Below are 25,938 nucleotides of genomic sequence, written 5' to 3'. Positions count from 1 at the left end.
TGGAAGATGCGGGGTCAGCGGACGGCGGTGTCGACGTGCAGCGGGGTGAACCGGGTCCGGGCGTCGAACCAGCCGCTGTGCGGGTCGTCCATCGACCCGTTCCACGCCGCGGAGGCGCTCGGTGCGCCGAGTTCGTGGAAGGTGCTGCGGTAGAACAGCAGCGGCTCGGTGTCGCGGCACTGCGCGTCGACGATCTCGCCGATGTAGATGACGTGGTCGCCGCCGTCGTACTCGCGCCACGGAACGCAGGACAGGGTTGCCGCTGCTCCGGTGAGCACCGGTGCGGTGGGGCCGTCCTCGAACACCGGGCCGGGGGTCTGCGGCCGGCCGGCGAAGTGCAGGGCGGTGTCGACCTGGTCGGCGGCGAGGATGTTCACCGCGAACGGCGCGCCGGAGAGGAAGGCGCACGCCTTGGACGTCCGGGTCAGGGTGACCTGGCACAGGCGGGGCTCGAGGGAGACCGCGGTGAACGCGGTGACCGTTGCGCCGTGCGGGGTGCCCTCGTGGTTGGCGCAGGTGATCACGGTGACGCCACTTGCGAACTGTCCGAAGATGTTTCGGAGCCGACGCTGATCCATTTCGGCGCTCCTTGCCGGTCGTTCCGTCGTGATGTGATGTAGACCATAGGAGCGGTCGGACGGCCTTCGCGATCCGCTGAGCGCGGTCGCTATCCGTTCGACGCGGTCGTCATGACGAACGACGCTGTTTGCCCGGGGACGTGTTGCTCATCACACTGGGTAGTAGTGTTCGCGGACACGGGCTGAAAGCCCTCGGACGACACGGGCTGAAAGCCCTCGGACGACACGGGCTGAAAGCCCTCGGACGACACGGGCTGAAATGCCCCGAGGATGCAGGGCCGAAGGTCCCGAGAATGCACACGGGAGGTGCACACGTGGTGTCGACGCCGGAGCCGGTCGACTGGGACGAGGCCGAGCATGTGGTGTCCGACGCGTATTTCCCGCACACCCTGACCCCGCTCGCACGAGGTTCGGAACCCCATGTCAACGTGCGGTCGCTGCAGCTCGGTCCGCTGCGGCTCGCGCGTATCGGCTGGGGGGCCGAGGTCGCGGTGGATTCGGATCATCCGGGTGCGTACGCGGTCAACATCCCGCTGTCCGGCCACATCGAGTCGGTGGCGGCGGGACAGGAAGTGAGTTCCGCCCAGGGGCAGGCCTCGGTGTTCCGGCCCGACACGGCGGCGCGGATCACCCGGTGGACCGAGGACTGCGAGATCGTCGGAGTCAAGCTCGACCGTGACTACCTCGACCGCGAGATGCACCGGATCCTCGGTCGTCCCGACCTCGGGCTGCCCGACCAGGTGGACCTGACGAGCGAGGCGGGGCGGAGCTGGATGGCCCTGCTGCAGTCGGTGGTCGAGCAGCTGCGGGCGGACGAGGGGCTGTGGCGCAACCCCCTCGTCGCCGACCAGCTTTCCGGGGCGCTGACCTCGGCATTCGTGCTCGCCGTGATGCCGAACGCGGGTGCCGGCACGGCGGCGCGGCCACGGATCGTCAAGCGCGTTCTCGACCGCATCCACGAGGACCCGGCGCAGCCGTGGACCACCGCGGACATGGCCGAGCTGGCGGGTGTGAGTGTGCGCCGGCTGCAGGAGGGCTTCCGCGAGTACCTCGGTGTCTGTCCCCGCGACTACCTGCTCGATCTGCGGCTCGAGCGGATCCACGAGGAACTCGCGGCCGGCGACCCGGCGACGACGTCGGTCACGGACGTGGCCCTGCGCTGGGGGATGACCCACACCGGCCGATTCGCGGCCGCCTACCGCCGCAAGTACGGGGTGGCGCCGTCGGCGACCCTGCGGGGTTGACGCGCCCTATCCGCGGTATCCGAGGTCGGCGCCGAGGGCGTGCGCGGACTTCATCAGGCATTCCGCGGCGAGCTCGCGGAACTCCCCGGGTGTGTGCCGGGCCGTCGATGTCGAGCAGGCGAGCACGCCGACCACGGTGCCGGTCGCGTCCCGGACCGGCGCCGCGGCCGAGATCAGCCCCTCCTCGAGCTCGGCGGAGGTGAGCGCGTAGCCCTGGGCACGCACGCGCGCGAGCTCGGCGCGCAATTCGTCGGCGTTGCGCACGGTGGCGGTGGCGAGCTTCTCGAAGCGGGTCGCGGCGACGACCTGCTCGACGAGTTCCTCGGGTGCCCACGCCAGCAGCGCCCGGCCCATCGACGTGGCGTACGCCGGGACCCGGGTGCCGACCGAGACGTTGATGCTCATGATGCGGCGCACGGGGACGCGGGCGGCGTAGACGACCTCCGCGCCGTCGAGCACCCCGAGGGAGGCGGATTCGCCGGTGTACTCGGCGATCTCCACCAGTCGCGGCATGGCCGCCTCGACCAGGGCGTGGGAGGCGGAGTAGTGCTGGCCGATGCTGAGCACGCGCGGGGTCAGCGACCAGCGGCTGCCGGTGCTGGTCACGTAGCCGAGCTTCTGCAGGGTGAGCAGGATGCGGCGCACCGCAGGGCGGGACAGGTCGGTCTTCGCTGCCAGTTCGGCGAGGGACGGGGTGGGATGCCGCTCGTCGAACGCGAGCAGCACCGCGAAGCCCCGTTCGATGCTCTGGACGAAATCCCGGTCCTGACTAGGCATTGTGGTCTCCTACCTGCGGTTTCGGGCAATCCGGGCGCCCGGGTGTTGACAATCACCTGTGACTGGACGCACAGTGTGTGTACGCACTGCGATACGGAAGTACGCACAGCGTACAACCCGAGTGGCGAGAGCGCCAGCCCCGCGATCACCACCCACAGCTTTCGCGACCACCGTTCGAGCCTCGCCGAGGAGGACACATGACCACCACCGAAAACCCCACCGCCCACGCCTCGGGCAACGCCGCCACCGACAAGTTCAAGAGCGAGCGGGTCTCGTCGGACACGTCGGTCGAGCGCGCCGCTGCCATCTACAAGGACGTGCTCGGTGCGTTCGCCGAGATCATCCACAAGCACCAGGTCACCTACGACGAGTACCGGGTGCTCAAGCAGTGGATGATCGACGTCGGCGAGTACGGCGAGTGGCCGCTGTGGCTGGACGTCTTCGTCGAGCACGAGATCGAGGAAGTGCACTACAACCGCAAGCACTTCTCCGGCACCAAGGGCAGCATCGAGGGCCCCTACTACGTGCCGGACTCGCCGAAGCTGCCGGCCAAGTGCACCATGCCGATGCGCGAGCAGGACAAGGCCGCCGAGGCGCTGATCTTCAAGGGCCAGGTCACCGACCTCGAGGGCAAGGGCCTGCAGGGCGCCACCGTCGAGCTGTGGCACGCCGACGAGGAGGGCTACTACTCGCAGTTCGCCCCCGGCATCCCCGAGTGGAACCTGCGCGGCACCATCGAGTGCGACGACGAGGGCAACTTCGAGATCACCACGCTCAAGCCCGCGCCCTACAAGATCCCGGCCGACGGCCCGACCGGCTGGTTCATCGACTCCTACGGCGGCCACCCGTGGCGTCCCGCCCACCTGCACCTCATGGTGAAGGCTTCGGGCAAGCGCGCCATCACCACCCAGCTCTACTTCCAGGGCGGCGAGTGGGTCGAGGACGACGTCGCGACCGCGACCAAGCCCGAGCTGATCCTGGACCCGCAGCCGAACGCCGACGGCGTCGACGAGGTGACCTACAACTTCGCGCTCGACCCCGAGGCCTGAGCACTCCTGTGAACCGGGTCCACGAGTGGTGACGAATGCCGGTGTCCGCCAAGGGCACCGGCATTCGTCGTCGCGGAGGCCCGGCTGTTGCCCGCATCACCGCCGAAATCCGATTGTGAGCTGTTCGATGTCCGACCCCGACCTGAAGATCGTCTCGATCGATACGACGATCGTCGACGTACCGCTCGTGCGTCCCCACAAGTTCGCCACCACCACCGCCGAGAAGCAACCCATCCTGCTCGTGGCGATCACCACCGCGGGCGGGGTCACCGGCCACGGAGAGGGCGTCGTCCCCGGCGGTCCGTGGTGGGGCGGCGAATCCGTCGAGACCATGAAGGCGATCGTCGACCGCTACATCGCCCCCTACATCACCGGCCGCGGCGTCGACGAGATCAGCGGCATCATGGTCGACATCGAACGCGTCGTCTCCGGCGCCCGTTTCGCCAAGGCGGCCGTCGACGTCGCCCTGCACGACGCGTGGGCCCGCGCCCTCGGCGTCGGGGTGCACACCCTGCTCGGTGGCGCCTTCCGCACCGGCGTCGACGTGCGGTGGGCGCTCGGTGCGGCACCGGTCGAAGAAATCCTCGAGGAGGTCGAGGAGAAGATGGCGGCACGGCTGAACTTCGCGTTCAAGCTCAAGATGGGCGCGCTCGACCCGAAGGTCGACACCGAACGCGTCGTCACGATCGCTCAGGCCCTCGAGGGCAAGGCCGGCGTGAGCATCGACGTCAACGCCCGCTGGGACCGGTTCACCGCGCTGCGATACGTTCCGCAACTCGTCGACGGCGGTGTCGAGCTCATCGAGCAGCCCACCCCCGGCGAGCAGCGTGAAGTGCTCGCCGAGATCAACCGGCTCGTGTCCGCCCCGGTGATGGCCGACGAGTCCGTGCAGACCCCGCACGACGCCCTCGAGATCGCCAAGCTCGGGGCCGCCGACGTCATCGCCCTCAAGACCACCAAGTGCGGTGGTCTGCAGCGCAGCAAGGAGGTCGTGGCGGTCGCGAAGGCTGCCGGAATCCGCTGCCACGGCGCCACTTCGATCGAAGGACCCATCGGCACCGCGGCATCCGTCCACTTCGCCTGCGCCGAGCCGGGAATCAACTACGGCACCGAACTGTTCGGGCCGCAGCTGTTCGCCGTCGAACTCCTGCAGACCCCGCTGGACTACTCCGAGGGTCAGGTGCACCTGCCCCAGGGACCCGGCCTCGGCGTCGAACTCGACATGGACGTCGTCAAGCACCTCGCCCGCGACTGACCACCCCGTGCGCGGTTCCGGTAGCACCCGCTACCGGAACCGCGCACGGCCCGAAAGGAGTACCGACCATGGCACTGTTCCACGTTCGCATGGACGTCGACATCCCCCGCGACCTCGACCCCGAGGTGCGCGCCGAGACCGTCGCGCGGGAGAAGGCATACAGCCAGGAACTGCAGCGCGAGGGCAAGTGGCGGGAGATCTGGCGCATCGTCGGCAAGTACAGCAACATCAGCATCTTCGACGTCGACTCCGCCGACGAACTCCACGAGATCCTGTGGAACCTGCCGCTGTTCCCGTACATGAACATCGAGATCATGCCGCTGACCAAGCACGGGTCCGACATCAAGGACCAGTGACGCCCGGCAGGCCATACTCGGGTAATGGACCTGCCGCTGCACGACGTCTACGCCGAACCCACCCTCGCGGATCTGATGCCGTCCGTCCTCGCGTCCGCGGGGGTGCCCGGTGAGGCCAACCGTCTCGCCCTCCCCGAGCAGTCCCGCACCGTCGTGCTGCTCGTCGACGGCATGGGGTGGAACCTCCTGCGACGAAATGCGGCCGCCGCCCCCTTTCTCACCGGCCTCGACGGCCGGCCGATCCGCGCCGGATTTCCCACCACCACCGCGGTGAGCATCGCCTCGCTCGGCACCGGCCTGGCCTCCGGCGCCCACGCCGTGACCGGCTACCAGTCCTACGTCGAGGAGATCGACGCCCCGTTCAACTGGCTGCGCTGGACCCTCGCGGGGACCGCCGTCGATCAGCGCGAGCGATTCGTCCCCGAATGGATACAGCCCCACCCGACGGTGTTCGAACGCGCCGACGCGGCCGGGCTGACGGTGACCACCGTCGTGCCCCGCAGTTTCGACGGCAGCGGCCTCACCCGGGCCGTGCTGCGCGGCGGCAACTTCGTCGGTGTCTCCGCCTACGGTGACCTGCTCGCCCACGTCGTCGCCGCCGTCACCGCCGACGACCGCACCCTCGTCTACTGCTACCTCGGCGAGGTCGACACGGTCGGGCACCTGTACGGACCCGAGTCCCCCTCCTGGACCGCGCAGCTGACCGTCGTCGACCGGTTCGTCGAGCAGCTCGTCGCTGCCCTGCCCGCCGGGACGCGGCTGCTGATCACCGCCGATCACGGCATGATCGACGCCTCCCGGGGCCGGCGCGTCGACTTCGACCATCTCCCCGCTCTCGCGGAGGACGTCGACGTGATCGCGGGCGAACCCCGCTGCCGGCATGTGCACACCCGGCGACCCGGCGCGGTGCTCGAGCGGTGGCGCAACGAACTCGGGGACGACCTGTGGGTCGGCACCCGCGACGACGTGATCGCCGGCGGACTGTTCGGCCCGGACCCCTCGCCCGCCGCGTGCCGGCGCATCGGTGACGTCGTCGCGATCGGGCTCGGCGAGTCCACGGTGATCCGTACCGACGGCGAGCTGGTCATGTCGCAGCTGCCCGGACAGCACGGTGCGCTGACCGACGAGGAGCTCCTGGTGCCGTTGCTGCAGGTCTGAGGCGGCGGATACGTGTGACGGAGAGTACCTCGACCGGGTGCCGGACCCGTCCTATCGTGGCGTACATGCGCACCCACGGATCGACGATCTGGCACTGGACGGTGAGCCTGCGGGCCATCCTCGTCTTCTGGTTCGTGCGGATCTTCGTCAAGCCGCTGTTCGCCTACTGGCCGGCCACCGACCGCGGGATCGAGGCCCTCAGCCGGCTCGACCGTCGCGTGGACAAGATGCTGCCCCGCCCGCGCAACGTCGACATCGATCCCCTCACCCTCGGCGGGGTTCCCAGTGAACGCATCGAACCGCCGCGTCCCGCCGCGGACTCCCTCGCCGGTGCGACGATCCTCTACTTCCACGGTGGCGCTTTCGTCTTCTGCGGGCTCGCCACGCACCGCACGGTGTGTTCGCTGCTCGCCACCGAATCGGGGGTGCCGGTGTACTCCGTCGCCTACCGGCAGCTACCTGTCGGTTCGATCGGGACGTCCGTCATCGACGCGATGGCCGCGTACACCGGGCTGCTCGAGACGGCCGAGGACCCCACGCGCATCGTCGTCGCCGGCGACTCGGCCGGAGGTTACCTGGCGATGAAGGTCGCCGAGATCGCCGCGCTGCGCGGCATGATCCGCCCGGCCGCGGTGATCGGCTACTCGCCGCTGCTCAACCTCGATCTCGAGGAGCACGATCCCGACTTCATGAAGCGCGACGCGTACCTGCCGATGCGGCAGGTGGAGAAGCTGCGCGACCGCTGGCTCGCCGGCCCCGATCACATCGAAGGCGCCCAGTCCCCGGTCCGCGCCGATCCGGCACTGTTCCCGCCCACGTTCTTCTCCGTCGCCGAATACGAGATCACCCGCCCCGACGTCGAGATCATGACCGAGGCGTTCGACGAGGTGGGCACGACGGTCGAGACGCACCTGTGGGCCGGTCAGGTGCACGCCTTCCCCGTCATCGGGCAGGTGCTGCCCGAGGCGCGGACACTGCTGCAGCACAGCATCGACTTCGCGCGGCGCACCGTCGTCGCGGAGGAGCGTCGCCACACGGCGTGATCCTGGGTGCCCGACCCCCGGGTGGCCGACCCCCTGGGTGGCCGACCCCCTGGGTGGCCGACCCCCTGGGTGGCCGAATGTCACATTCGGTCGACTGCATCGACGCGATGTGACATTCGGCCACATCCACAACCACAACCACAATCACGCATTGGTGTTCACCGGGTCCGGGGTTGTGGGGAACCCAGCGGACGGGGGACCGTCGTCACCGGCCGCGCACGTGAGACCGAGGGTGTAGGCGCTCATCGACAGCGACCCGTACGCGAAGCCGTCGATCAGCGGTTCGACGAGGTCCTCGCCCACGCCCGCCAGGCCCGCGAAGTACAGCAGCGGCAGGAAGTGGTCCGGGGTGGGAACCGCGTGGTCGAAGTCCGCGTGCCCGTCGAGGGCTGCGACTCCCTCGGGGCGGTCCATGACCATGACCCGCGCGGCCGCGTCGAACCGGTGCGCCCAGTCGAACCCCTCGTCCGGGCGGCGACGATCCATGCCGGCCAGGTTGTGCACGATGTTGCCGCTGCCGACGATCAGCACGCCGCGGTCACGCAGTGGGGCGAGCTTCGCGCCGAGCTCGAGGTGGTAGTCGAAGTCGCGGTAGGCGTTCAGGCTCAACTGCACCACCGGCACGTCCGCCTCGGGGAAGGCGTGGGTGAGCACCGACCAGGTGCCGTGGTCGACACCCCACGAGTCGACGTCCGCACCCACCCACGTCGGATGGACGACGTCGGCGATCTCCTCGGCCAGTTCCGGCAGCCCGGCCGCGGGGTAGTCGACGTCGAACAGCTCCTGCGGGAATCCGTAGAAGTCGTGGATGGTGCGCGGGTTCGGCATCGCGGTCACCGCGGTGGCGTTGATGTACCAGTGCGCCGAGATCGCGAGTATCGCCCGGGGCGTCGGCACCGCGGAACCGAACGCCCGCCACGCCCTGGTGTAGCGATTCGACTCGAGCGCGTTCATCGGGCTGCCGTGGCCGACGAACGCGGCCGGCATGCGCGCGGACGGAGCGGCTGTCACCTCAGCCGAGCCTCGGTCGGAGCCATTCCACCAGGTCGTCGAGTACCTGCTTCTTCTCCGGCTCGTTGAACACCTCGTGGTAGAGGCCCTCGTACAACTTGAGCGTCACGTCCTGCGACCCGACCAGGTCGGCGACGAGCCGGCTGCCGGACGGCGCGGTGAGCCGGTCCTCGGTGCCGTGCTGCAGCAGGATCGGCAGATCCAGCGCGGGGAGCCGGGCCGGCAGGCTCTCTCCCGTGGTGACCAGTGCGCGGGCGATGCCGGCGGGTACGAGACCGTGGTGCACGAGCGGATCGGCTTCGTACGCGGCGACGACGTCGGGGTCGCGCGAGATGCCCGCCGAGTCGAGCTTCTGCACCGGCAGCTGCGGTAGGACGCGCCCGATCACCTTGCCGAGTGCGACGACGGGCCGCGGCGTGCCGGAGGTGACGTCGACGGCGGGACCGGACAGTGCGAGGGCCGTGAGCTCGTCGGGGTGCTCGAGCGCATAGGCCAGGGCGATGGCTCCGCCCATCGAATGGCCCAGCAGGACCCGCGGCAGGCCGGGCTGATCGAACGCGGCGATGCCGACCAGGCGATGCACGTCGCCGGTGAACTGGTCCATGTCCCGCACGAACACTCGTCGGCCGCCCGAGCGGCCGTGCCCGCGGTGGTCGAGGGCGTAGACGACGAGACCCAGCTCGCCGAGGCGCTCGACCACGTGGTCGTACCGGCGGGCGTGCTCACCGAAGCCGTGGCAGAGCACCAGCACGCCCGCGGGGTCGCCGTCGGGCGACCACACGTCGTACACGACGCGGGTGCCGTCGGCACTGGTGAACGAGGTCTCGGTTCGCTGCATGATCGCTCCTCACCGCGTGGGTCCGCCGCCGGCTCGGGCCATCCTTCCACGAAACGGCACCGGATCGGTACGCATTGCGACGACCGCGCGGCGGTGTTCAGCTCTCCGGTCCCGGTGGTGTCCGGCTGGTCATCGACTGGTGCAGCGCGAGGATCAGGCTCGACATGGCCGCCGATCGGGGCGCGTCGTTGCGGAGTACCCCGCACACGGGGATGCTGAGCCGGTTGCGCGCCTCGCGCATGTAGGCCAGGCCGGTCCGGGGGGTCTCCGCGGCGGTGCTCGGGTACAGAACCGTCCACGCCCGCGGATTGGTGATGACGTCGAGGGTGGCGGTGTGGTCGCTCGCGATCGACGGCCCGAGCTGCACCCGGCGTCCCACCGCCCGGAAGGCGTCCTCGATCACCGTGTGGATGAGCACCTGGCTGTGCCGGGGCGGCAGGAGCAGCGGGTAGGGCGCGAGATCGCCGAGGTCGACGGTGGAGAACGCGGAGAGCGGGTGCCGGCTCGACGTGACGATGACCAGATCCTCGATGCCCAGGTCCACGGTCTCGAGTCCGGGGCGGTCGACGCCGCCCCTGATCAGGGCGATGTCGGCGTCGCCGCCGGCGACGGCGTCGATCCGGTCGGCGAAGCTCTTGATGACGAACTCGATGTCGACCGCCGGGTACTGCTCCCGGACATGCGCGATGGCGTCGAGGCTCTGGGATGCGAAGGTCATGTTCGCGGCGATCCGGATGCGGTTGCGCGGCTCGCGCGCCACCGAGAACGCCTGCGCTTCGAGGCTCAGCACCTGCTGGGCGATGGGGACCAGGCGCGAGCCGGCCGGGGTCAGCCGCACCATCCGCGTCGACCGCTCGAACAGCGACGCACCGAGTTCCTTCTCGAGCCGAGTGATCTGATGGCTGATCGCGGACTGGGAGATGAAGCACTTCTGGGCGGCCTTGCTGAAGCTCAGCTCCTCGCTGACGGCGAGGAAGTACCGGAGCTGCCGGAAATCCATACCTCCATCCTACTTATGAGCGATCGAGATAAGAGCTCCCCGAATTCGGCAGGTTGGTGGCCTCGACGGCCTCCCGTCCATACGGTGGGTGTCATACATCGACTTCAGTGTGGAGGTAGAGGTAATCGTGAGTAGCACAGCAGTGACCGACCGGACCGAGGTCGTCGTCGTCGGTTCGGGCTTCGGCGCGCTGGCGACGGCGAAGAAGCTCGCCAAGGCCGGGACGCCGTTCGTCCTGATCTCCGAGACCACCGAACATCTCTTCCAGCCCCTGCTGTACCAGGTCGCCACCGGTGTCCTCTCGGCCGGGGAGATCGCTCCGTCGATCCGCTCCATTCTCGCGAAGTACCCGAACGCGGACGTGCGGCTCGGCCGCGTCGTCGACGTACGGCCCGACGAGCACGAGGTCGACTACGTCGCCGGCGGCACCGTGCACACGGTCGGTTACCGGTCGCTCGTCGCAGCGACGGGCGCCCGGCAGGCGTACTTCGGCCGCGACGAGTTCGAGAAGGTCACCTACGCCCTCAAGACCGTGGAGGACGCCGAGCGGCTCCGCCGGCAGATCCTGCGGTGCTTCGAGGAGGCGCACACCACCACCGACCCGGAGCGCCGCCGCAACCTGCTGAGCTTCGTGGTCATCGGTGCCGGCGCGACGGGCGTCGAGCTCGCCGGCCAGATCAAGGAACTCGCGGGCCGCTACTTCGAGCAGTCGTTCCACGACATCAGCGCCGACGACGTGTCCGTCACCCTCGTCGAGGGCGCGGGCGAGGCCCTCCCGGCCTTCGGTGGCAAGCTCAGCGAGTACACCAAGCAGTCGCTGCAGAAGTCGGGCGTCGACGTCGTGCTCGACACGTTCGTCACCGACATCGACGAGCACGGTGCCACCCTGAAGGCGAAGAACGACGAGGAGCGCCGGATCACCGCCGAGACCATCATCTGGTCGGCCGGGGTGCGTGCCAACGACTTCGCCGGCGTCCTCGCCGAGCGCACCGGCTGCGCCACCGACCGCGCGGGCCGGCTGCTGGTCAACCCGGATCTCACCGTGGGCGGCTACGCCGACGTGTACGCCATCGGCGACATGACGTCGCTGAACAACCTGCCGGGGCAGTCGCCCGTCGCGATGCAGGGCGGCCGCCACGTCGCCCGGACCATCCTCGGCAAGCAGGGCAAGGGCACCCCGTTCAAGTACCGGGACAAGGGCAGCATGGCCATCATCAACCGCTTCCGCGCGATCACCCGCGTCGGAAAGATCGAGCTGAGCGGCTTCGTCGCCTGGGTGCTGTGGCTGGCCGTGCACCTGGTCTACATGGTGGGCTTCCGCAACCGCTACGTCGCAGTGATGTCGTGGTTCGGATCCTTCCTCGGTCACCGTCGCCCCCACTTCCACTACGCGCAGGAAGCGGTGAGGCTCGACGCGGACGTCCCCGACGACATGACCGTCTCCGCTGTACCGACCCGGGTGGACCGCGCTCCCGAGAAGAAGCCGGAACCCGAGAAGGTCAGCGTCCGGTAGGACGACTCGACGAGACACCGGGCCCCGTGCCGTTCACCACGAACGGCACGGGGCCCGGTCTTCTCGCGCCCGGGAGTGGTCCGTTCGCCGGAAAGGCGGCGGGTGGATGTGGTTGGATGCGGCATGACGACTCTCGCCGAGAAGGCCGTAGCGCTGAAGTCCCTGCACGTCCCGGGTGACCCGGTGGTGCTGCCGACCGTGTGGGACGCCTGGTCGGCGAATCTGGCCGTGCAGGCCGGTTTTTCCGCGTTGACGATGGGCAGTCATCCGGTCGCCGACTCGGTCGGCAAGCCGGACAACGAGGGGATGACGTTCGAGGAGCTGCTGACCCGGGTCCGGCAGGTCACTGCGGCGGTCGACGTCCCGATCTCGGTGGACGTGGAGGCCGGCTACGGTGAGGTCCCTGCTCGCATCGTCGAGGGGCTGCTGGGTGCGGGTGCTGTCGGGTTGAACATCGAGGACACCGTGCACAGTGAGGGCGGCCGGCTGCGCGAGCCGGCCGAGCACGCCGAGTACGTGGCTGGGTTGCGTGCCGCCGCCGACGCCGCGGGGGTGCACCTGGTGGTCAATGCCCGCACCGATCTGTTCGTCAAGAAGGTCGGGGCCGAGTCGGACCGGGTGGACCGGGCGATCGACCGTCTGAAGCTGGCCGCCGACGCAGGCGCCGATGTGCTCTATCCGGTCGGCTTCCACAGCGACGAGATACAGCGGCGCCTGACGTCGGAACTGCCGTTGCCGGTCAATGCGATCGCCCACCCGGCGAAGAACGATCTCGCGTCGTTCGCTGCTCTCGGCGTTGGCCGGATCAGCTTCGGGCCGTTGCTGCAGGCCACTTTGGCCGAGCGGACGGGCGAGCTGCTGGGGCGGTGGCGCTGACCGGTTCCGCAGCGCGCGTTCACCGACCGCGCCGCGGGTAGACTCCCGGCATTGTGGGAGAGCCTGGAGAACGCGACGCCGTGGACGCCATCGTCGCGCACTGGGCGGTGGCCCGTCCCGAACTCGACGTCTCGGGGCTGAAGGTCTTCGGGCGTCTGCATCGGAGTTTCCTCGTCTACAAGGCCCGGATCGCGCCCACCTTCGAGGAGCACGGGATCAACGATTCGGGATTCGACGTCCTCGCCTGCCTGCGCCGCGCAGTGCCCCATCATCGGCTCACCGCGGGGGAGCTCGCCGAGCAGACGCTGGTCACCACCGGAGGGCTGTCGCTGCGGGTGAACCGGCTCGAGGAGGCGGGCCTGGTGACCCGATCGAAGGACAGCCAGGACGCCCGCGTCGTGTACGTCGAGCTCACCTCTGCCGGCGCCGCGCTCGTCGACTCGGTGGCCGACGCGCACTTCGCCAAACTGCGCGCGATGCTCGGCGACCTCGACGCGGGCGAGCGCGAGACGCTGGCGCGTCTGCTCGCCCGTCTGGAGCGCTCTGCCCGCGCGGCCGAGTTCGATGCTGCTGCCGATTCGGGTGCCGATCGTCGGGTCTGACGGTCCGGCCGACAAAAAATTTCGAGAAGGGCTATGACGCCCGCCACACCGCTGTGACCTGCATCTCCTCCGTTTCGCGGCCGTGAATGCGGCGTAACAACCGGCTGATCTGGGCGTTCGAGCCTTGACCTCTTTGCGCTAAGACGCTACAAATCTCTTAGTGCAAAGATATCGATTCGGCGCGCCCCACCCACCGCGAACACCGTGGTCCGCGTCCCTCCCCACCGAACGGACCTCCCTCATGCCCATTGCATACGCGTCCCCCCTCCAGGCGGGAACCGCCGAGCACGCCGAGTCCGTCGACACGGTCGACGAGATCCTCGTCGCCGGCCGCTGGCGGCGCGGCCTCGGGGAGCGCCTCGACTCCGTCGACCCCGCGACGGGCCGGGTCTTCGCCGGCTTGCACACGGCGACCGTCGACGACGTCGACCAAGCTGTCACCGAGGGACTTCGGGCCGCGCACGGCGGATGGTCGTCGCTGCTCCCGCACGAACGGGCCCGGGTGCTGCACCGCATCGGCAACGCCCTCGACGGCGAGGCCGAACGCGTCGCCCGGTTGCAGACCCTCGACACGGGCAAGACCCTGGCCGAGACCCGGGCTCTGGTTGCCAGCGCCGCCAACACCTTTCGCTACACGGCGGCCGCTCTCGAGACGATGGACTCGGCCGTGACCACGCCCCGGGGGCCGTGGCTGACCATGTCGACGTACCAGCCGATGGGTGTCGTCGCCGCGATCACGCCGTGGAACTCCCCGATCGCGTCCGACGCACAGAAGATCGCCCCCGCGCTCGCCGCCGGCAACGCCGTCGTGAGCAAGCCGCCGGTGTGGGCCCCGTGGGTGACCCTGCTCCTCGCCCGCATCTGCGAGTCGGCCGGTCTGCCCGCCGGCGTCCTCTCGGTCCTGCCGGGTTCGGGGCGCACGGTCGGTGAGGCGCTGGTCCGGCATCCCGATGTCGCCAAGGTCAGTTTCACCGGCGGCACCGACACCGGTCGCCACCTCGCGCACCTGGCCGCCGACAAGCTCATGCCGATCACGCTCGAACTCGGCGGCAAGTCCCCGACGATCGTGTTCGAGGACGCCGACCCCGAACAGGCCGTCGCCGGCGTGCTCTACGGCATCTTCTCCTCGACCGGGCAGAGCTGCATCGCCGGATCGCGGATCTTCGTGCACCGCAGCATCGCCGAGACCTTCACCGCCGAACTCGTCCGGCGCGCAGGGGCGCTGCGCCTCGGACCCGGCACCGACCCGCGCACCCGGGTGGCCCCGCTGGTCACCTTCGCCCACCGGGACCGGGTGGCCGCCATGGTCGACGACGCCGTCGCCGACGGGGCCCGGGTGCTGTGCGGGGGCGCGATCCCGACCGACGAGCGGCTCACCTGCGGTGCGTACTACCCGCCCACGGTGCTCGCCGGGGTCGACAACGCCGCGACGATCTGCCGCGAGGAGGTCTTCGGCCCGGTGGCCGTCGTGCTGCCCTTCGACGACGAGGAGGACCTGATCGCGCAGGCGAACGACTCGGTGTACGGGCTGGCCTGCGGCATCTGGACCGCGGACTACCGACGGGCGTGGCGCGTGGCCGGCGCGGTGAAGGCGGGCACCGTCTGGATCAACACCTACAAGCAGTTCAGCATCTCGACCCCCTTCACCGGTCTCGGCGACAGCGGTCTCGGCACCGAGAAGGGACGCGAGGGCATCCGCCAGTACTGCGACCAGAAGAGTATCTACCTCGACCTGTCCGGCGACCCGATCGCCTGGGCCACCCCCGACCCGACAGAAACCCGAAAGGACCCCTCCCGGTGACCGATTCGACGACCGCGACCCACGACCGCACCGCTCACCCGTACAGTCCCGCCTACGCCGCCGCCGGCTTCGGGTTCGTCTCCGGCGCCCTGTCGGTCGACGAACACGGCATCGCCGTCGACGGCACGACCGCCGCCCTCGACGCCGCGATCGCCCGCCTCGGCGAGCGCCTGGCGACCATCGGCATGACCCTGTCCGACGTCGTCAAGACGACGTACTTCGTGACCGACGTGACGCTCCGCGACCAGGCGAACCGCCACTACGAGAAGATCTTCGCCGCTCCCCGCCCAGCCCGCTCGTTCGTCGAGGTCGCCGCCCTGCCCTACGGCGCCACCGTCGAGATCGAAGCCGTCGCGTACCGCGCCTGAACCACCCACCGCACGAAAGGACCACCGACATGGCCGCACCCGAGAAGACCGATCTCGAAACCCTCATCGACTCCTGCATCGCCAGCCGTGACAGCCGCTACGAGGACTGGGACACCCTCGGCTTCCAGGCCGCCAAGGGCGGAGACCGCTTCAAGCGCGCCCAGATCCGCTACATCGGGTCCGGTGCCACCGGCAACCACGAGGGCGACGCCCGCACGCTGCCCGCCGAGCACTTCACCCTGTCCAACATGCGGCTGCCCGCCGGCGCGGTGGGGCCCGAGCACACCCACCACGACGTCGAAGAGGTGTTCTTCGTGCTCGAGGGCGAGCTCGAGGTCGCGGTCCACGACGTCGAGGACGGCACCCGCAAGGCCGTCCGCCGGCTCGGTTACCGCGACATGATCCGCGTGCCCGCCGGAGTGCCGCGCAGCCTCGCGAACGTCGGCGACACCGACGCGCTGTTCTGCGTGATCATCGGCGCCGCCAAGCCGCAGCTGCCCACCTACCCGCCGAGCTCGGAGATGTACGGCGTCACCCGCTGACGCCACCGAGAAGACCCGCCGACAGGGAGATCCCCGATGGAGCAGTCCGTCCGACGTCGCCTCCGCGTCCACCAGAAAACCTGGGAGGCAGACGGAGTCACCAGCGTGACGTTCGTCGATCCGACCGGCGCCGCGTTGCCGCAGTGGCAGCCGGGTGCGCATCTCGCCCTGCACCTGCCGAACGGGGTGGTGCGCGAGTACTCGCTGTGCTCGGATCCGCAGGACACCACGCGCTGGTCGGTCGCGGTGCTGCGCGCCGAGCGTTCCCGCGGCGGCAGCGCCTACGTGCACGAATCGTTGCAGATCGGCGCGGAGATCGACGTCGACGGACCGCGCAGCGCCTTCGCCCTCGACGACGCCGCGACCGAACACGTCCTCGTGGCCGGCGGTATCGGCATCACCCCGATCGTCGCGATGATGCGGCAACTGCGGGCCGAGGGACGGCCGTGGCGCCTGCTCTACGCCGGACGCTCCCGGGCGGCGATGGCGTTCGTCGACGAGATCGCCGCCGGACCCACCGGGCAGGTGACCGTCCACGCCGACGACGAGGCCGGTGGTCTGCCGGACCTCGCGGGGACGCTGTCGGGTCTCGCCCCGACCGCCGTCGTCTACTGCTGCGGACCGGCACCGCTCATCGATGCGGTCACCGCCGCGGTCCCGGACCCCGGTCAGGTCCGCACCGAGCGGTTCGCGGCCCCGGAACCGGCGCCGCGCTCGGGGGAGGACACCGCCTTCGACGTGATCGTCGAGAGCACCGGCCGGCGCATCCCGGTGCCGCCGACCGTGTCGGTGCTCGACGCCCTCACCGCCGCCGGTGTGCCCGTGCCGAACTCGTGCACCGAAGGTATCTGCGGGACGTGCGAAGTCGGGGTGATCAAAGGCGACGTGGACCACCGCGACTTCCTGCTCACCGAGTCCGAGCACGCCGCCGGATCGACGATGTTTCCGTGCGTGTCCCGGTGCCGCTCTGCCGAACTCGTGCTGGATCTGTGAGAAGGGAACCGGAACGCATGTATCACCACCAACTTCCGCGCTACAGCGACTCGCCCGTCTGCCGGCTGCGCGCCCTGCGCTCGGTCACCCTGTCGGTGCCGGATCCGGCCGCCTCGCGGGACTTCTACCACGAGGCCTGGGGGCTGACGACCGTCGAGGCCGACGGGGATCGATTCTGGTTGCGCGCCACCGGCCCCGAGCACCACGTGCTGACGGTCGAACGGGGGGAGACCAACGCCCTCGGGCGCATCAGCCTCGCCGTCGCCACCCCGCGTGAGATCGACGACGCCGCACTGGCCCTCGACCGGCTCGGCATCCCGATGCTGCGCACACCGGGCCCCCTCGACGACGCCGGCGGCGGCTACGGGCTGCAACTGGTCGATCCGGAGGGACGCTGCCTCGAGCTGTCGGCCGATACCCACGCCGTCACCGAGCAGGAACCGGCGGGACGCCGCGCCGTTCCCCGCAAGATCGCCCACGTCGTGCTCAACACGACCGACATCGAACGCACCACCGCCTTCTACACCCAGGTGCTCGGCATGCGGGTCTCCGACTGGTCGGAGCGGCAGATGTCCTTCCTCCGCTGCAACTCCGACCACCACGTCATCGCGCTCAACCGGGCGCCGTGGCCCTCACTCAACCACGTGGCGTACGAGATGCAGAGCCTCGATCACTTCATGCGCGGCATCGGCAGCCTGAAGGCCCACGGCATCGCGCCGCAGTGGGGCCCGGGCCGGCACGGTCCCGGCGACAACACCTTCTCCTACTTCACCGACCCGGCAGGCCTGGTGTGCGAGTACACCTCCGAGGTCGCCCAGATCGACGAGGACGCCTGGCTGTGCCGCACCTGGAAGCGCACCCCGGAACTGTCCGACCAGTGGGGGACGGCCGGACCGCCCACCACGACCGTGCGTTCCGCCATGGCGGGCAGCCCCGACCCGGGGCACCGCGACCGTGTCGAGGCCCGCGACGCCGGCTACTTCTACGGGGCCGCCGTCGCGGCCGGGGCGCTGTCGTGACCCCCGCGCACCTGCACGTCGAGCGTCTCGGGACGGGAGATCCGGTGCTGATGCTGCACGGCATCGGCGGGAACGCGAACTCCTGTGCACCGCTCGCGGCGGAACTCGCGGCCCGCGGACATGCGACCTACCGGCTCGATGCCGCGGGGTACGGTCGCTCCGCCGACCCGGCCGACGTCCACCACGACCACGCGAGGGACGTCCTGACCGTCCTCGACGACATCGACCCGGACCGGCCCGTTCACCTCGTCGGAACGTCCTGGGGTGGTGTCGTCGCGCTCGAGGTCGCGCGCCGCCGGCCCGGCCGGGTCCGCACGCTCGTCCTCGCCGACAGCACCCGGGGTTCGGGCACGTCGCCCGCCCGCGCCGCCGCCATGCGCGACCGCGTCCCGGCCCTGCGCGCCGCCGGCCCCGAGCGCTTCGCGGCCGAACGCGCACCGAAACTGACCGCACCGGACGCGGCCGAGCACGTGCGGGCTCGCGTCGCCGCCGACATGGCGGCCGTCCGCCCCGCCGGGTACGCGGCCGCCGCCGAATGCATGGCGTCGACCGACCACGGGCCGATCCTGCACACGCTGGCCGTCCCCACCCTCGTGGTGGTCGGCGAGCACGACCGCGTCACCGGCGTCGCCGAGTCGCAACTCCTGGCGGACGCCATTCCCGGGGCGCGGCTCACCGTCGTCACCGGTGCGGGTCACGCCGCGATCCAGGAGCAGCCCCGCGTGGTCGCCGGTGAACTCGTCCGATTCTGGGAAGAGGTGGCGTGATGAGCGGAACCGTCGTGGTGACCGGTGCCGGGCGCGGACTCGGCTACTGCATCGCCGAACGGCTGTGCGCCGAGGGACGGTGCGTGGTGATCGCCGAGCGCAACGCGGAGAACGCCGAAGCCGCCGCCACCGCCCTGCGCGACCGCGGCGGCGAGGCGATCGCGGTGGTCACGGACATCGCGGACGCCGCGTCCGTGCGCGCTCTGGCGGTGCGCGTCGCCGAGGAGGGGCCGCTGGTGGGCCTGGTCAACAACGCCGCCGTCGCCGACGGTGTCGGCGGGGACGCCTTCTGGGAACTGCCCGAACCCGAGTTCGACCGGATCACCTCGGTCAACGTGCGCGGCACCTGGCTCGTGACCAAACACCTGTGGCCGCTGCTCGCCGCCGCCGGCGGCGCGATCGTGAACATGGCATCCGACGTGGCGTTCTACGGATCACCGCGGCTCGTCCACTACGTCGCCTCCAAGGGCGCAGTCGTCGCGATGACCCGTTCGATGGCCCGGGACGCCGGCCCCCACGGGGTGCGGGTCAACGCCGTCGCCCCCGGGCTCGTCCGGGTCGAGGCCACCGAGTCCGTTCCCGCCGCCCGCTACGCCACCTACGCGCAGGGCCGCGCCCTCCCGCGCGACCAGACCCCCGAGGACGTCGCCGGGGTCGTCCGGTTCCTCCTGTCGGAGGACGCCGCCTTCGTCACCGGCCAGACCGTCGTCGTCGACGGCGGATTCGTCCTGAACTGACCTGCTCGCCCGGCGAGCACCCGAACCCACGGAGAACCCATGGACCTGCACCTCACCGGACGCACGGTGATCGTCACCGGCGCGAGTTCCGGGGTCGGCCTCGCCACCGCCCGGATGCTCGCCGCCGAAGGCGCCCGCGTCGCACTCTGCGCCCGCGACCTCGCACGCCTGCGCCGCGCCGCCGCCACCCTGGCGGCCGACCCGGCCGACGTCCTGACCGCCGCGTGCGATGTCACCGACCGGAACTCCGTGCAGGCCTTCGCCGATGCGGTCGTCGACCGGTTCGGCGGCATCGACGGAGTGGTGTGCAACGCCGGGCGTTCACTGATGTCGACACTCACCGACACCACCGACGAGCAGATCCGGGACGAGTTCGAGCTCAAGATCTTCGGCGCGCTGCATCTGATCCGCGCGGCCCGGCCGGCGCTCGCGAAGTCCGATGCGGCCTCCGTGGTGGTCGTCAACGCGATCCTCGCGCGGCAACCCGAACTGCGGCTCGCCGTCACCTCGGCCGCCCGTGCCGGACTGCTCAACCTGGCGCAGTCCCTCTCCGGGGAACTCGCCCCCGACGGCATCCGCGTCAACTCGGTGCTGCTCGGCCTCGTCGACACCGGCCAGTGGCAGCGCCGGCACGCCGAATCCGGCGCCGGCCGCGACTTCGACGAGTGGAGCGCCGAGATCGCCGCCGACCGCGGAATCGGACTGGGCCGCTTCGGAACTGCGGACGAGGTCGCCTTCCCCGTCACCACCCTGCTCTCACCCCGCAACAGCTACGTGACCGGCGCGACCGTCGACGTCGGCGGCGGAGTCGGACGCTACGTCTGACCCCCAGCGGTCATCTGCAACGGAGGAACCATGGACACCCCCTCGACCGAGCCGGCCCGGCGCACCACCGGCGGCGACGTCCTCGTGTCGGTTATGCGCCGGCACGGCATCGACACCGCGTTCGGCGTCGTCAGCATCCACAACCTGCCCCTCGTCGAGGCCGTCGCCCGCGACCTGAACTTCGTCGAGGTGCGGCACGAGGCCGCGGCGGTCAACGCCGCGGACGGGTACGCCCGCGCCTCGGGCCGCATCGGCGTGGCACTGACGAGCACCGGAACCGGCGCCGGCAACGCCGCCGGATCGATGATAGAGGCGCTCACCGCCGGCAGCCGCGTCCTGCACGTGACCGGCCAGATCGAAAGCGAATTCCTCACGCCCGAACCGGCCTCGTCGAGCCGCGGCGTGATCCACGAATTCCCCCGGCAACGGCAGATGCTCGATGCCGTGTCCGCCTACGCGGCGACGATCACCGACGCCAAGGACGCCGAGGCGGAACTCGAGGCCGCGATCGGCCGCGTCCTGTCGGCACCGCAGGGGCCGGCGAGTGTCGAATGGCCCACCGACCTGCAGTATCTGGCGTCGCCGGACGAGCAGCGGGCGGCCGATACCCGGATCGCACGGCCACCGGCCCCCAACGCTGCTGCGCTGGACCGCGCCGCCGCGGTGCTCGCCTCCGCCGAGCGGCCGCTGCTGTGGCTCGGTGGGGGTGCCGCCGGCGCCGGCGACGAACTGCGTGCCCTTGCGCACCGGCTCGGGGCCGGGATTCTCACCAGCAACTCCGGACGGGGCATCGTGTCCGAGGACGACGACCTCGTCGTCGGGAACTTCGCGGCCTCCCCCGAGGTCGCCGGGCTCCTCGCCGACGCCGACGTCCTGCTCGCCGTCGGAACCCACTTCCGGTCCAACGAGACCAAGAGCTACCACCTCGCACTGCCGGCGACCCAGGTGCAGATCGACGTCGATCCCGCCGCGATCGGCCGGGTGTATCCGGCCACGGTCGGCATCGTCGCCGACGCCCGCACGGCACTGCGCGGCATCCTCGACGCGCTCGACGGCGCCGGCCGGCGCGACGACTGGGCGGCCCGGGTCCGAACGGTGCGCGAGCGCAGCCGGGCCGCACTCACCGAGTACATCGGCGGCTACGCCGAGATCTGCGAGGGCATGCGCCGCGTGCTGCCCCGCCGGTCCGTGGTCGCCCGCGACGTGACGATCCCGTCCAGCCAGTGGGGCAACCGCCTGCTGCCGTTCTACGAGCGGGAGACCAACATCTTCCCGCTCGGCGGCGGCATCGGGCAGGGCCTGGCCATGGGACTCGGTGCGGCCCAGGCCCGCCGGGACGTGCCGACGCTCGTGATGGCCGGGGACGGCGGTCTGGCCGTGCACCTCGGCGAGCTCGCCTCGCTCGCCGGCACCGACGCGTGGTGCGTCGTGCTGGTGTTCAACGACGGCGGCTACGGCGTTCTCCGGAACATGCAGGAGGCCAACGGTTTCTGTCGGTCCGGGGTGGACCTGCACACGCCGCGGTTCGATCTGCTCGCCGCGTCGATGGGCATGCCGTACACCCTCGTGCAGCGGCCCGGCGTCTTCGAGGCCGCATTGGCCGAGGCGGTCGCGGCGCGCCGGCCCGCCCTCGTCGAGGTCGACGTGACCGCACTCGACCCCCCGCCCGGACCGTTCGTCCCACCGGTGCACGTGCCGACGGGAGGTGCGCGATGAACTCGCCGGCCGAGGCGCTCTGGTGGGCCGGCGGGCAGGCCGAGACGGCGTTGCGCGACGGCCGCGCGGTGCACCTGTGCGCCGCGGGTGCCGATGCCGAACCCGCCCTGCGCGCGGCGGACCGTCACGAATCCCTGCTGCGCAGCCTGATCCTCGCCGATCCCGTGCTCGACGTCGACACCGTCGCCGGCGTCCTCGGCCGGATCACCGTCCCCACCCTGGTGGTGGCCTCCGCGCTCGGCGACGACACCGATCTGTCCGTACCGCAGCGCCTCGCCGGCGAGATCGACAACGGAGTCTTCGTCGTCGTCGACGGATGTCCGGCGCCCGTCCACCTCACGCGGCCCGAGTCGTTCGCCGAATGGGCGAGCGCCTTCGCCGCCATCGCCGAGGGACTCGCCGCCCGCTACCGCTCGGGGCTCGCCGCCCCCACCCCCCACATCGAAGGAGTTCTCGCGTGAACCGCACCGCGACGGCACGATCCGCCGAACCGTACCTGGAACCCCGACAGACCCATCCCGATCCGCTGACCCCCTACGAGGACAAGCTCGCCGGTTCCCTGATGGAGATCTTCGGGACCGGCACCCACGACCTGCCCGGTGTCGTCGAGGGACTCAACGGCCTGGGGCTGCACGGCCCCGACGGCCGGCCCTGGACCGAGGACACCTTCCGCGCCGAGATGCGACGACTGGGGAGATGACATGACCACCTTCGAGACCACACACACCACCACCGGGGGCTCGCGCCCGACCGGACCCCGATTCGCCGTCGGCACCCGCCGGCCGATGGACGCCGACGAGATCGCCGCGACCGGCCTGCGCGACCGCTGGTACCCGATCCTCCCGTCGCGCATGGTCGAACCGGGCGCCATGATCAAGGTCACCCGCCTCGGCGTGGACTGGCTGCTGTTCCGCGACGCGCGGGGCGCAGTCCACATGCTCGAGGACCGGTGCCCGCACCGCAGCGCGCCGCTGTCCGTCGGCCAGCACCTCGGTGACCGCGTCGCCTGCCTGTACCACGGCGTGCAGGTCGACGGCACCGGCACCGTCGTCTCCGTGCCCGGCATGCCCGGATGCGCGCTCGAGGGCAAACGCGCGACCGCGTCGCTGTCGGTGGTCGAAGCCGCCGACACGATCTTCGCGTTCGTGCCCCTGACCCACGACTCCGTGCCCACCCCGTTCGTGCTGCCGGACCGGCTCGCGGACGACGAGGTGTCGTGGTTCCCGAACTACGCGGAGTGGGCCGGGCCGTGGCGGTTCTACATGGACAACGTGCTCGATCCGATGCACGGGGCGTTCCTGCACCGCAATTCGCACTCGATGTTCGGCGGCGACACGTCGGCGCGGTTCCGGATCCGCGAGACCGGCCGCGGGTTCTTCTTCGAGAAGACCGACCAGCGCGGCGTGAACTTCGACTGGGTGGAATTCGTGCGCGGATCGATGGACTACGTGGACCTCGAGATCCCGTACGCCCCCAACGCCGGTCCCGGCGGGGTCTTCGGCATCGTCGGGATGTGCACCCCGATCGACCGGGACCACTCCGCCATCTTCCACTGGCGCACCCGGCGGGTGTCGGGCTGGGAACGGGAGGCGTGGCGCTTCCTGTACCGGACCCGGCTCGAGGAACGGCACTGGGAGGTCCTCGAACAGGACCGCGCCGTCCTCGAGGCGCTGGCCGCGGACGCCGACGTCGAGGAACACCTCTACCAGCACGACCTCGGTGTCTCCCGGATCCGCCGGATCTACCGGGCCGACGCGAAGCAGCAGGCGGCCGTGCTCGCGGGTGTGCCGGCATGAGCGGCGGGACCCTGATGCTCACCGTCGTCCTGCGGCACGACCAGAGCCGGAACCTCGAACAGTTGCAGGGCCGGCTCGACGACGCGGACTGGTGGCACGGGTTCCCGCCCGAGGGGTGCGAGGTCGTCTCGTGGGTCGTCGCGATGGGGATCGGCCAGATCGTGACCCTGCGGCTGCCCGCCGAGCGGCTGGCCGCCGTCAACGTCGAACTCGAGCGTCGCGCGTGGGGCGTGTTCCGCACCGAGTGCTACCCGACCTACGACTTCGTGCCGGTACGCGAGCGGTTGACCCGCGAATCCGACGCACGGGTGGTCCGATGAGCCGCGTCGGCCACCCGTCCGTCCCGGAACCCCCGCGGCCGGGCATGTTCAGCAACGCCCGCGTCTTCGGCCGGCACTTCTTCGTCTCCGGTATGCACGCCGGCACCCCCGACGGTCCCGTCGGCGGCGGCGACGTCTACCGGCAGGCGCGGGAGGCGTTCCGGCGCACCCGCGTCCTGGTCGAAGCCTGCGGGGCGCAGGTCGACGACATCCTCGCCCTGCGCATCTACGTCACGGACATCGCGGACAAGGCCGCCGTCGGGCGGGCCCGGGCGGAGGTGTTCCACGGCGACTTCCCGTGCTCGACCCTGGTCGAGGTGTCGGCCCTGGTCGAGGCCGGCCTCGGCGTCGAGGTCGAGGCACAGGGCATCATCTCAGCGACCGCGACGGCGGACGCGTAATCTTCCGTTTCGACGCCCGTGGCAGGGCATCGACCGACCCGAGGACGCCATCATGCGCGGAACCGACAGCACACCGTCCCTCACCCGAACCGATGAGGACTCGCCCAACTGGCTGGTCCTCGTCCTGACCTTCGTCGCCGTCGTCCTCGACGGCTACGACACGATCGCCCTGGGCCTGTCGGTCCCGGCACTCGCGAGGGACTGGGGCGTCGCCCCGTCCCACTTCACTCCCGCGCTGTCGCTGACCAGCGCCGGCGTCGCGCTCGGCTACCTCGCCTGCGGCCGGCTCGTCGCCCGGTTCGGTGCCCGCCGCGTCGTGCTGGCGGCCGTGGTGGTGTTCACCGTCGGTTCGCTGCTGACCGCGTTCGCGTCGACGATCACCGAACTGACGGCCCTGCGGGTGCTGACCGGACTCGGTCTCGGCGCGGTGCTGCCCGCCGCCGTGTCGCATGCGACGGTGCTCAATCCGCCCCGGCTGCGGCAGTCCATCGCGGTGTTCGTCACGATGGGCATCTCGCTCGGTGCGCTGCTCGCCGGCCTGGTCGGCACGCGCCTGATCGCCGCGTTCGGCTGGGAGTCGGTGTTCCTCGCCGGCGCCGCCGCATCCGCCGTCCTGCTGCCGCTGCTGTGGATCGGACTGCCCGACGGCCGCGCCGCCGCCGGTGGGCCCGCACCGGAGGCCACGACGTCGGCGGCGCGGCAGGCCTCCGTCGCGCGCCTGTTCGACCCCGGTCTGCGCAGCCGCACGCTGCTGCTGTGGGGCTTCTCGTTCCTGATGTTCACCGTGTACTACGTCTTCTCGTCGTGGCTGCCGACGCTGCTGACGAGCTACGGGTTCTCGGCGAGCCTCGCGCCGCTGGGGTCGGCGGCGCTCGGTATCGGCAGCATCGTCGGCGCGGCGGTCCTGATGATCGGCGCGCTGCGGTTCCGGATGTCGTCGGTGCTCGTGGTCACGACGTCGCTGGCGATCGTCTTCCTCGTCGTGTCCGCGTTCCTCGGCGCCGACAAGGTGCTGCTGCTGATCGTCTTCGGTGGAGTGGGGCTCGGCGTCCAGGCGGGCATGATCGGCCAGACCGCACTGTCGGTCTCGATGTATCCGCAGGCCACCGCGACGACGGCGGTGGGCTGGTCGGCGTCGATGGGCCGGCTCGGCTCCGTGGTCGGGCCCGTCCTGGGCGGCGCACTGATCGGCCTCGGCGTCCCCACCGGCACCATCGTCCTCGTCGCCTGCGTCCCGGTCCTGGCCGCCCTGGTCCTCATCGCGGTGCTCGGCCGGATCACCGCGCCGAACGCGCTCTCGAAGACGGAACCCGCCGTCGTGCCCGCCCGCCGCTGACGCGGCCGGTGTGTCCT

29 protein-coding genes are annotated in these 25,938 nt (G+C 70.7%); 24 read left to right on the top strand and 5 right to left on the bottom strand.

Annotated features, from left to right (window positions below):
• Positions 1-14 precede the first annotated feature (14 nt).
• On the bottom strand, positions 15-578 hold the full coding sequence (locus LZP97_RS18350) for a flavin reductase family protein (RefSeq protein ID WP_010595767.1): 564 nt from the start codon (positions 576-578) through the stop codon (positions 15-17).
• 293 nt (positions 579-871) lie between these two features.
• On the opposite strand from LZP97_RS18350, the gene LZP97_RS18345 reads away from it, so the two are divergent.
• Positions 872-1,822, top strand: a complete 951-nt coding sequence (locus LZP97_RS18345) for an AraC family transcriptional regulator (protein ID WP_017679768.1) — start codon at positions 872-874, stop codon at positions 1,820-1,822.
• Between the two features lie 6 nt (positions 1,823-1,828).
• Here LZP97_RS18345 and LZP97_RS18340 read toward each other — a convergent pair whose 3' ends face one another.
• Positions 1,829-2,599, bottom strand: coding sequence for an IclR family transcriptional regulator domain-containing protein (locus tag LZP97_RS18340; protein ID WP_010595764.1), 771 nt, complete (start codon positions 2,597-2,599; stop codon positions 1,829-1,831).
• A gap of 197 nt (positions 2,600-2,796) precedes the next feature.
• Between LZP97_RS18340 and catA the strand changes: the two genes are divergently transcribed.
• From catA to LZP97_RS18315, 5 genes are all read left to right on the top strand, one after another.
• Positions 2,797-3,648, top strand: a complete 852-nt coding sequence (gene catA / locus LZP97_RS18335) for a catechol 1,2-dioxygenase (protein WP_234574871.1) — start codon at positions 2,797-2,799, stop codon at positions 3,646-3,648.
• 127 nt (positions 3,649-3,775) lie between these two features.
• Positions 3,776-4,903, top strand: coding sequence for a muconate/chloromuconate family cycloisomerase (locus LZP97_RS18330; RefSeq protein ID WP_040271007.1), 1,128 nt, complete (start codon positions 3,776-3,778; stop codon positions 4,901-4,903).
• A gap of 68 nt (positions 4,904-4,971) precedes the next feature.
• Positions 4,972-5,259, top strand: a complete 288-nt coding sequence (catC, locus tag LZP97_RS18325) for a muconolactone Delta-isomerase (RefSeq protein WP_010595761.1) — start codon at positions 4,972-4,974, stop codon at positions 5,257-5,259.
• A gap of 24 nt (positions 5,260-5,283) precedes the next feature.
• On the top strand, positions 5,284-6,417 hold the full coding sequence (locus tag LZP97_RS18320) for an alkaline phosphatase family protein (protein ID WP_010595760.1): 1,134 nt from the start codon (positions 5,284-5,286) through the stop codon (positions 6,415-6,417).
• 65 nt (positions 6,418-6,482) lie between these two features.
• The gene (locus LZP97_RS18315) at positions 6,483-7,460 is read left to right on the top strand and encodes an alpha/beta hydrolase (protein WP_026137545.1); all 978 of its coding nucleotides are present in this window, start codon (positions 6,483-6,485) and stop codon (positions 7,458-7,460) included.
• A 144-nt stretch (positions 7,461-7,604) separates the two neighbouring features.
• Here LZP97_RS18315 and ygiD read toward each other — a convergent pair whose 3' ends face one another.
• The 3 genes from ygiD to LZP97_RS18300 form a co-directional block, all read right to left on the bottom strand.
• Entirely contained in the window at positions 7,605-8,447 is an 843-nt protein-coding gene (gene ygiD, locus LZP97_RS18310; RefSeq protein WP_010595757.1) for a 4,5-DOPA dioxygenase extradiol, read from the bottom strand.
• A 25-nt stretch (positions 8,448-8,472) separates the two neighbouring features.
• Entirely contained in the window at positions 8,473-9,309 is an 837-nt protein-coding gene (locus tag LZP97_RS18305) for an alpha/beta hydrolase (protein WP_010595756.1), read from the bottom strand.
• Between the two features lie 97 nt (positions 9,310-9,406).
• Positions 9,407-10,309, bottom strand: coding sequence for a LysR family transcriptional regulator (locus LZP97_RS18300; protein ID WP_010595755.1), 903 nt, complete (start codon positions 10,307-10,309; stop codon positions 9,407-9,409).
• 142 nt (positions 10,310-10,451) lie between these two features.
• Here LZP97_RS18300 and LZP97_RS18295 point away from each other — a divergent pair, with 142 nt between their 5' ends.
• The 18 genes from LZP97_RS18295 (at position 10,452) to LZP97_RS18210 (ending at position 25,921) form a co-directional block, all read left to right on the top strand.
• The gene (locus tag LZP97_RS18295) at positions 10,452-11,822 is read left to right on the top strand and encodes an NAD(P)/FAD-dependent oxidoreductase (protein ID WP_010595754.1); all 1,371 of its coding nucleotides are present in this window, start codon (positions 10,452-10,454) and stop codon (positions 11,820-11,822) included.
• Positions 11,823-11,945: 123 nt separating this feature from the next.
• Positions 11,946-12,698 (top strand): isocitrate lyase/PEP mutase family protein, encoded by a 753-nt coding sequence (locus LZP97_RS18290; RefSeq protein WP_010595753.1) that lies wholly within the window; start codon positions 11,946-11,948, stop codon positions 12,696-12,698.
• A gap of 80 nt (positions 12,699-12,778) precedes the next feature.
• Entirely contained in the window at positions 12,779-13,300 is a 522-nt protein-coding gene (locus tag LZP97_RS18285; RefSeq protein WP_010595752.1) for a MarR family winged helix-turn-helix transcriptional regulator, read from the top strand.
• Between the two features lie 241 nt (positions 13,301-13,541).
• On the top strand, positions 13,542-15,101 hold the full coding sequence (locus LZP97_RS18280) for an aldehyde dehydrogenase (RefSeq protein ID WP_048771470.1): 1,560 nt from the start codon (positions 13,542-13,544) through the stop codon (positions 15,099-15,101).
• Positions 15,098-15,469, top strand: a complete 372-nt coding sequence (locus LZP97_RS18275) for a RidA family protein (RefSeq protein ID WP_010595750.1) — start codon at positions 15,098-15,100, stop codon at positions 15,467-15,469. The genes LZP97_RS18280 and LZP97_RS18275 overlap by 4 nt, the downstream gene beginning before the upstream one ends.
• A 29-nt stretch (positions 15,470-15,498) precedes the next feature.
• A complete protein-coding gene (locus LZP97_RS18270) occupies positions 15,499-16,011 on the top strand; it encodes a cupin domain-containing protein (protein WP_010595749.1) in 513 nt (170 codons plus the stop codon).
• Between the two features lie 105 nt (positions 16,012-16,116).
• Positions 16,117-17,004, top strand: coding sequence for a PDR/VanB family oxidoreductase (locus tag LZP97_RS18265; protein ID WP_048771697.1), 888 nt, complete (start codon positions 16,117-16,119; stop codon positions 17,002-17,004).
• A gap of 17 nt (positions 17,005-17,021) precedes the next feature.
• Complete coding sequence (locus LZP97_RS18260) at positions 17,022-18,023, top strand: VOC family protein (protein ID WP_010595747.1); 1,002 nt, start codon at positions 17,022-17,024, stop codon at positions 18,021-18,023.
• Positions 18,020-18,790, top strand: coding sequence for an alpha/beta fold hydrolase (locus LZP97_RS18255; protein ID WP_048771473.1), 771 nt, complete (start codon positions 18,020-18,022; stop codon positions 18,788-18,790). Before LZP97_RS18260 ends, LZP97_RS18255 begins: the two co-directional genes overlap by 4 nt.
• Entirely contained in the window at positions 18,790-19,527 is a 738-nt protein-coding gene (locus tag LZP97_RS18250; RefSeq protein WP_048771475.1) for an SDR family oxidoreductase, read from the top strand. The genes LZP97_RS18255 and LZP97_RS18250 overlap by 1 nt, the downstream gene beginning before the upstream one ends.
• Positions 19,528-19,566: 39 nt before the next feature.
• Positions 19,567-20,352, top strand: coding sequence for an SDR family oxidoreductase (locus LZP97_RS18245; RefSeq protein ID WP_048771479.1), 786 nt, complete (start codon positions 19,567-19,569; stop codon positions 20,350-20,352).
• A gap of 30 nt (positions 20,353-20,382) precedes the next feature.
• The gene (locus LZP97_RS18240; protein WP_048771482.1) at positions 20,383-22,068 is read left to right on the top strand and encodes a thiamine pyrophosphate-binding protein; all 1,686 of its coding nucleotides are present in this window, start codon (positions 20,383-20,385) and stop codon (positions 22,066-22,068) included.
• Positions 22,065-22,529 (top strand): alpha/beta fold hydrolase, encoded by a 465-nt coding sequence (locus tag LZP97_RS18235; RefSeq protein ID WP_040270995.1) that lies wholly within the window; start codon positions 22,065-22,067, stop codon positions 22,527-22,529. Before LZP97_RS18240 ends, LZP97_RS18235 begins: the two co-directional genes overlap by 4 nt.
• The gene (locus tag LZP97_RS18230) at positions 22,526-22,768 is read left to right on the top strand and encodes a recombinase-like helix-turn-helix domain-containing protein (protein ID WP_003934497.1); all 243 of its coding nucleotides are present in this window, start codon (positions 22,526-22,528) and stop codon (positions 22,766-22,768) included. The genes LZP97_RS18235 and LZP97_RS18230 overlap by 4 nt, the downstream gene beginning before the upstream one ends.
• 1 nt (position 22,769) lies before the next feature.
• Positions 22,770-23,864 carry a Rieske 2Fe-2S domain-containing protein gene (locus tag LZP97_RS18225; RefSeq protein WP_010595740.1) on the top strand — a complete coding sequence of 365 codons (1,095 nt, stop codon included), beginning with the start codon at positions 22,770-22,772 and terminating at the stop codon, positions 23,862-23,864.
• Positions 23,861-24,184: a hypothetical protein gene (locus LZP97_RS18220; protein WP_017679754.1), complete on the top strand. Its 324-nt coding sequence runs from the start codon at positions 23,861-23,863 to the stop codon at positions 24,182-24,184. The genes LZP97_RS18225 and LZP97_RS18220 overlap by 4 nt, the downstream gene beginning before the upstream one ends.
• Positions 24,181-24,585 carry a RidA family protein gene (locus LZP97_RS18215; protein WP_048771485.1) on the top strand — a complete coding sequence of 135 codons (405 nt, stop codon included), beginning with the start codon at positions 24,181-24,183 and terminating at the stop codon, positions 24,583-24,585. Before LZP97_RS18220 ends, LZP97_RS18215 begins: the two co-directional genes overlap by 4 nt.
• 52 nt (positions 24,586-24,637) lie before the next feature.
• Entirely contained in the window at positions 24,638-25,921 is a 1,284-nt protein-coding gene (locus LZP97_RS18210; RefSeq protein WP_040270990.1) for an MFS transporter, read from the top strand.
• Positions 25,922-25,938: the final 17 nt, after the last annotated feature.

The sequence above is a fragment of the Rhodococcus sp. DMF-1 genome, from assembly GCF_021441945.1.
Classification (GTDB): Bacteria; Actinomycetota; Actinomycetes; order Mycobacteriales; family Mycobacteriaceae; genus Rhodococcus; species Rhodococcus ruber.
Note: the sequence above shows the minus strand (reverse complement) of the source record. Positions and strands in the feature narration are given on the sequence as shown.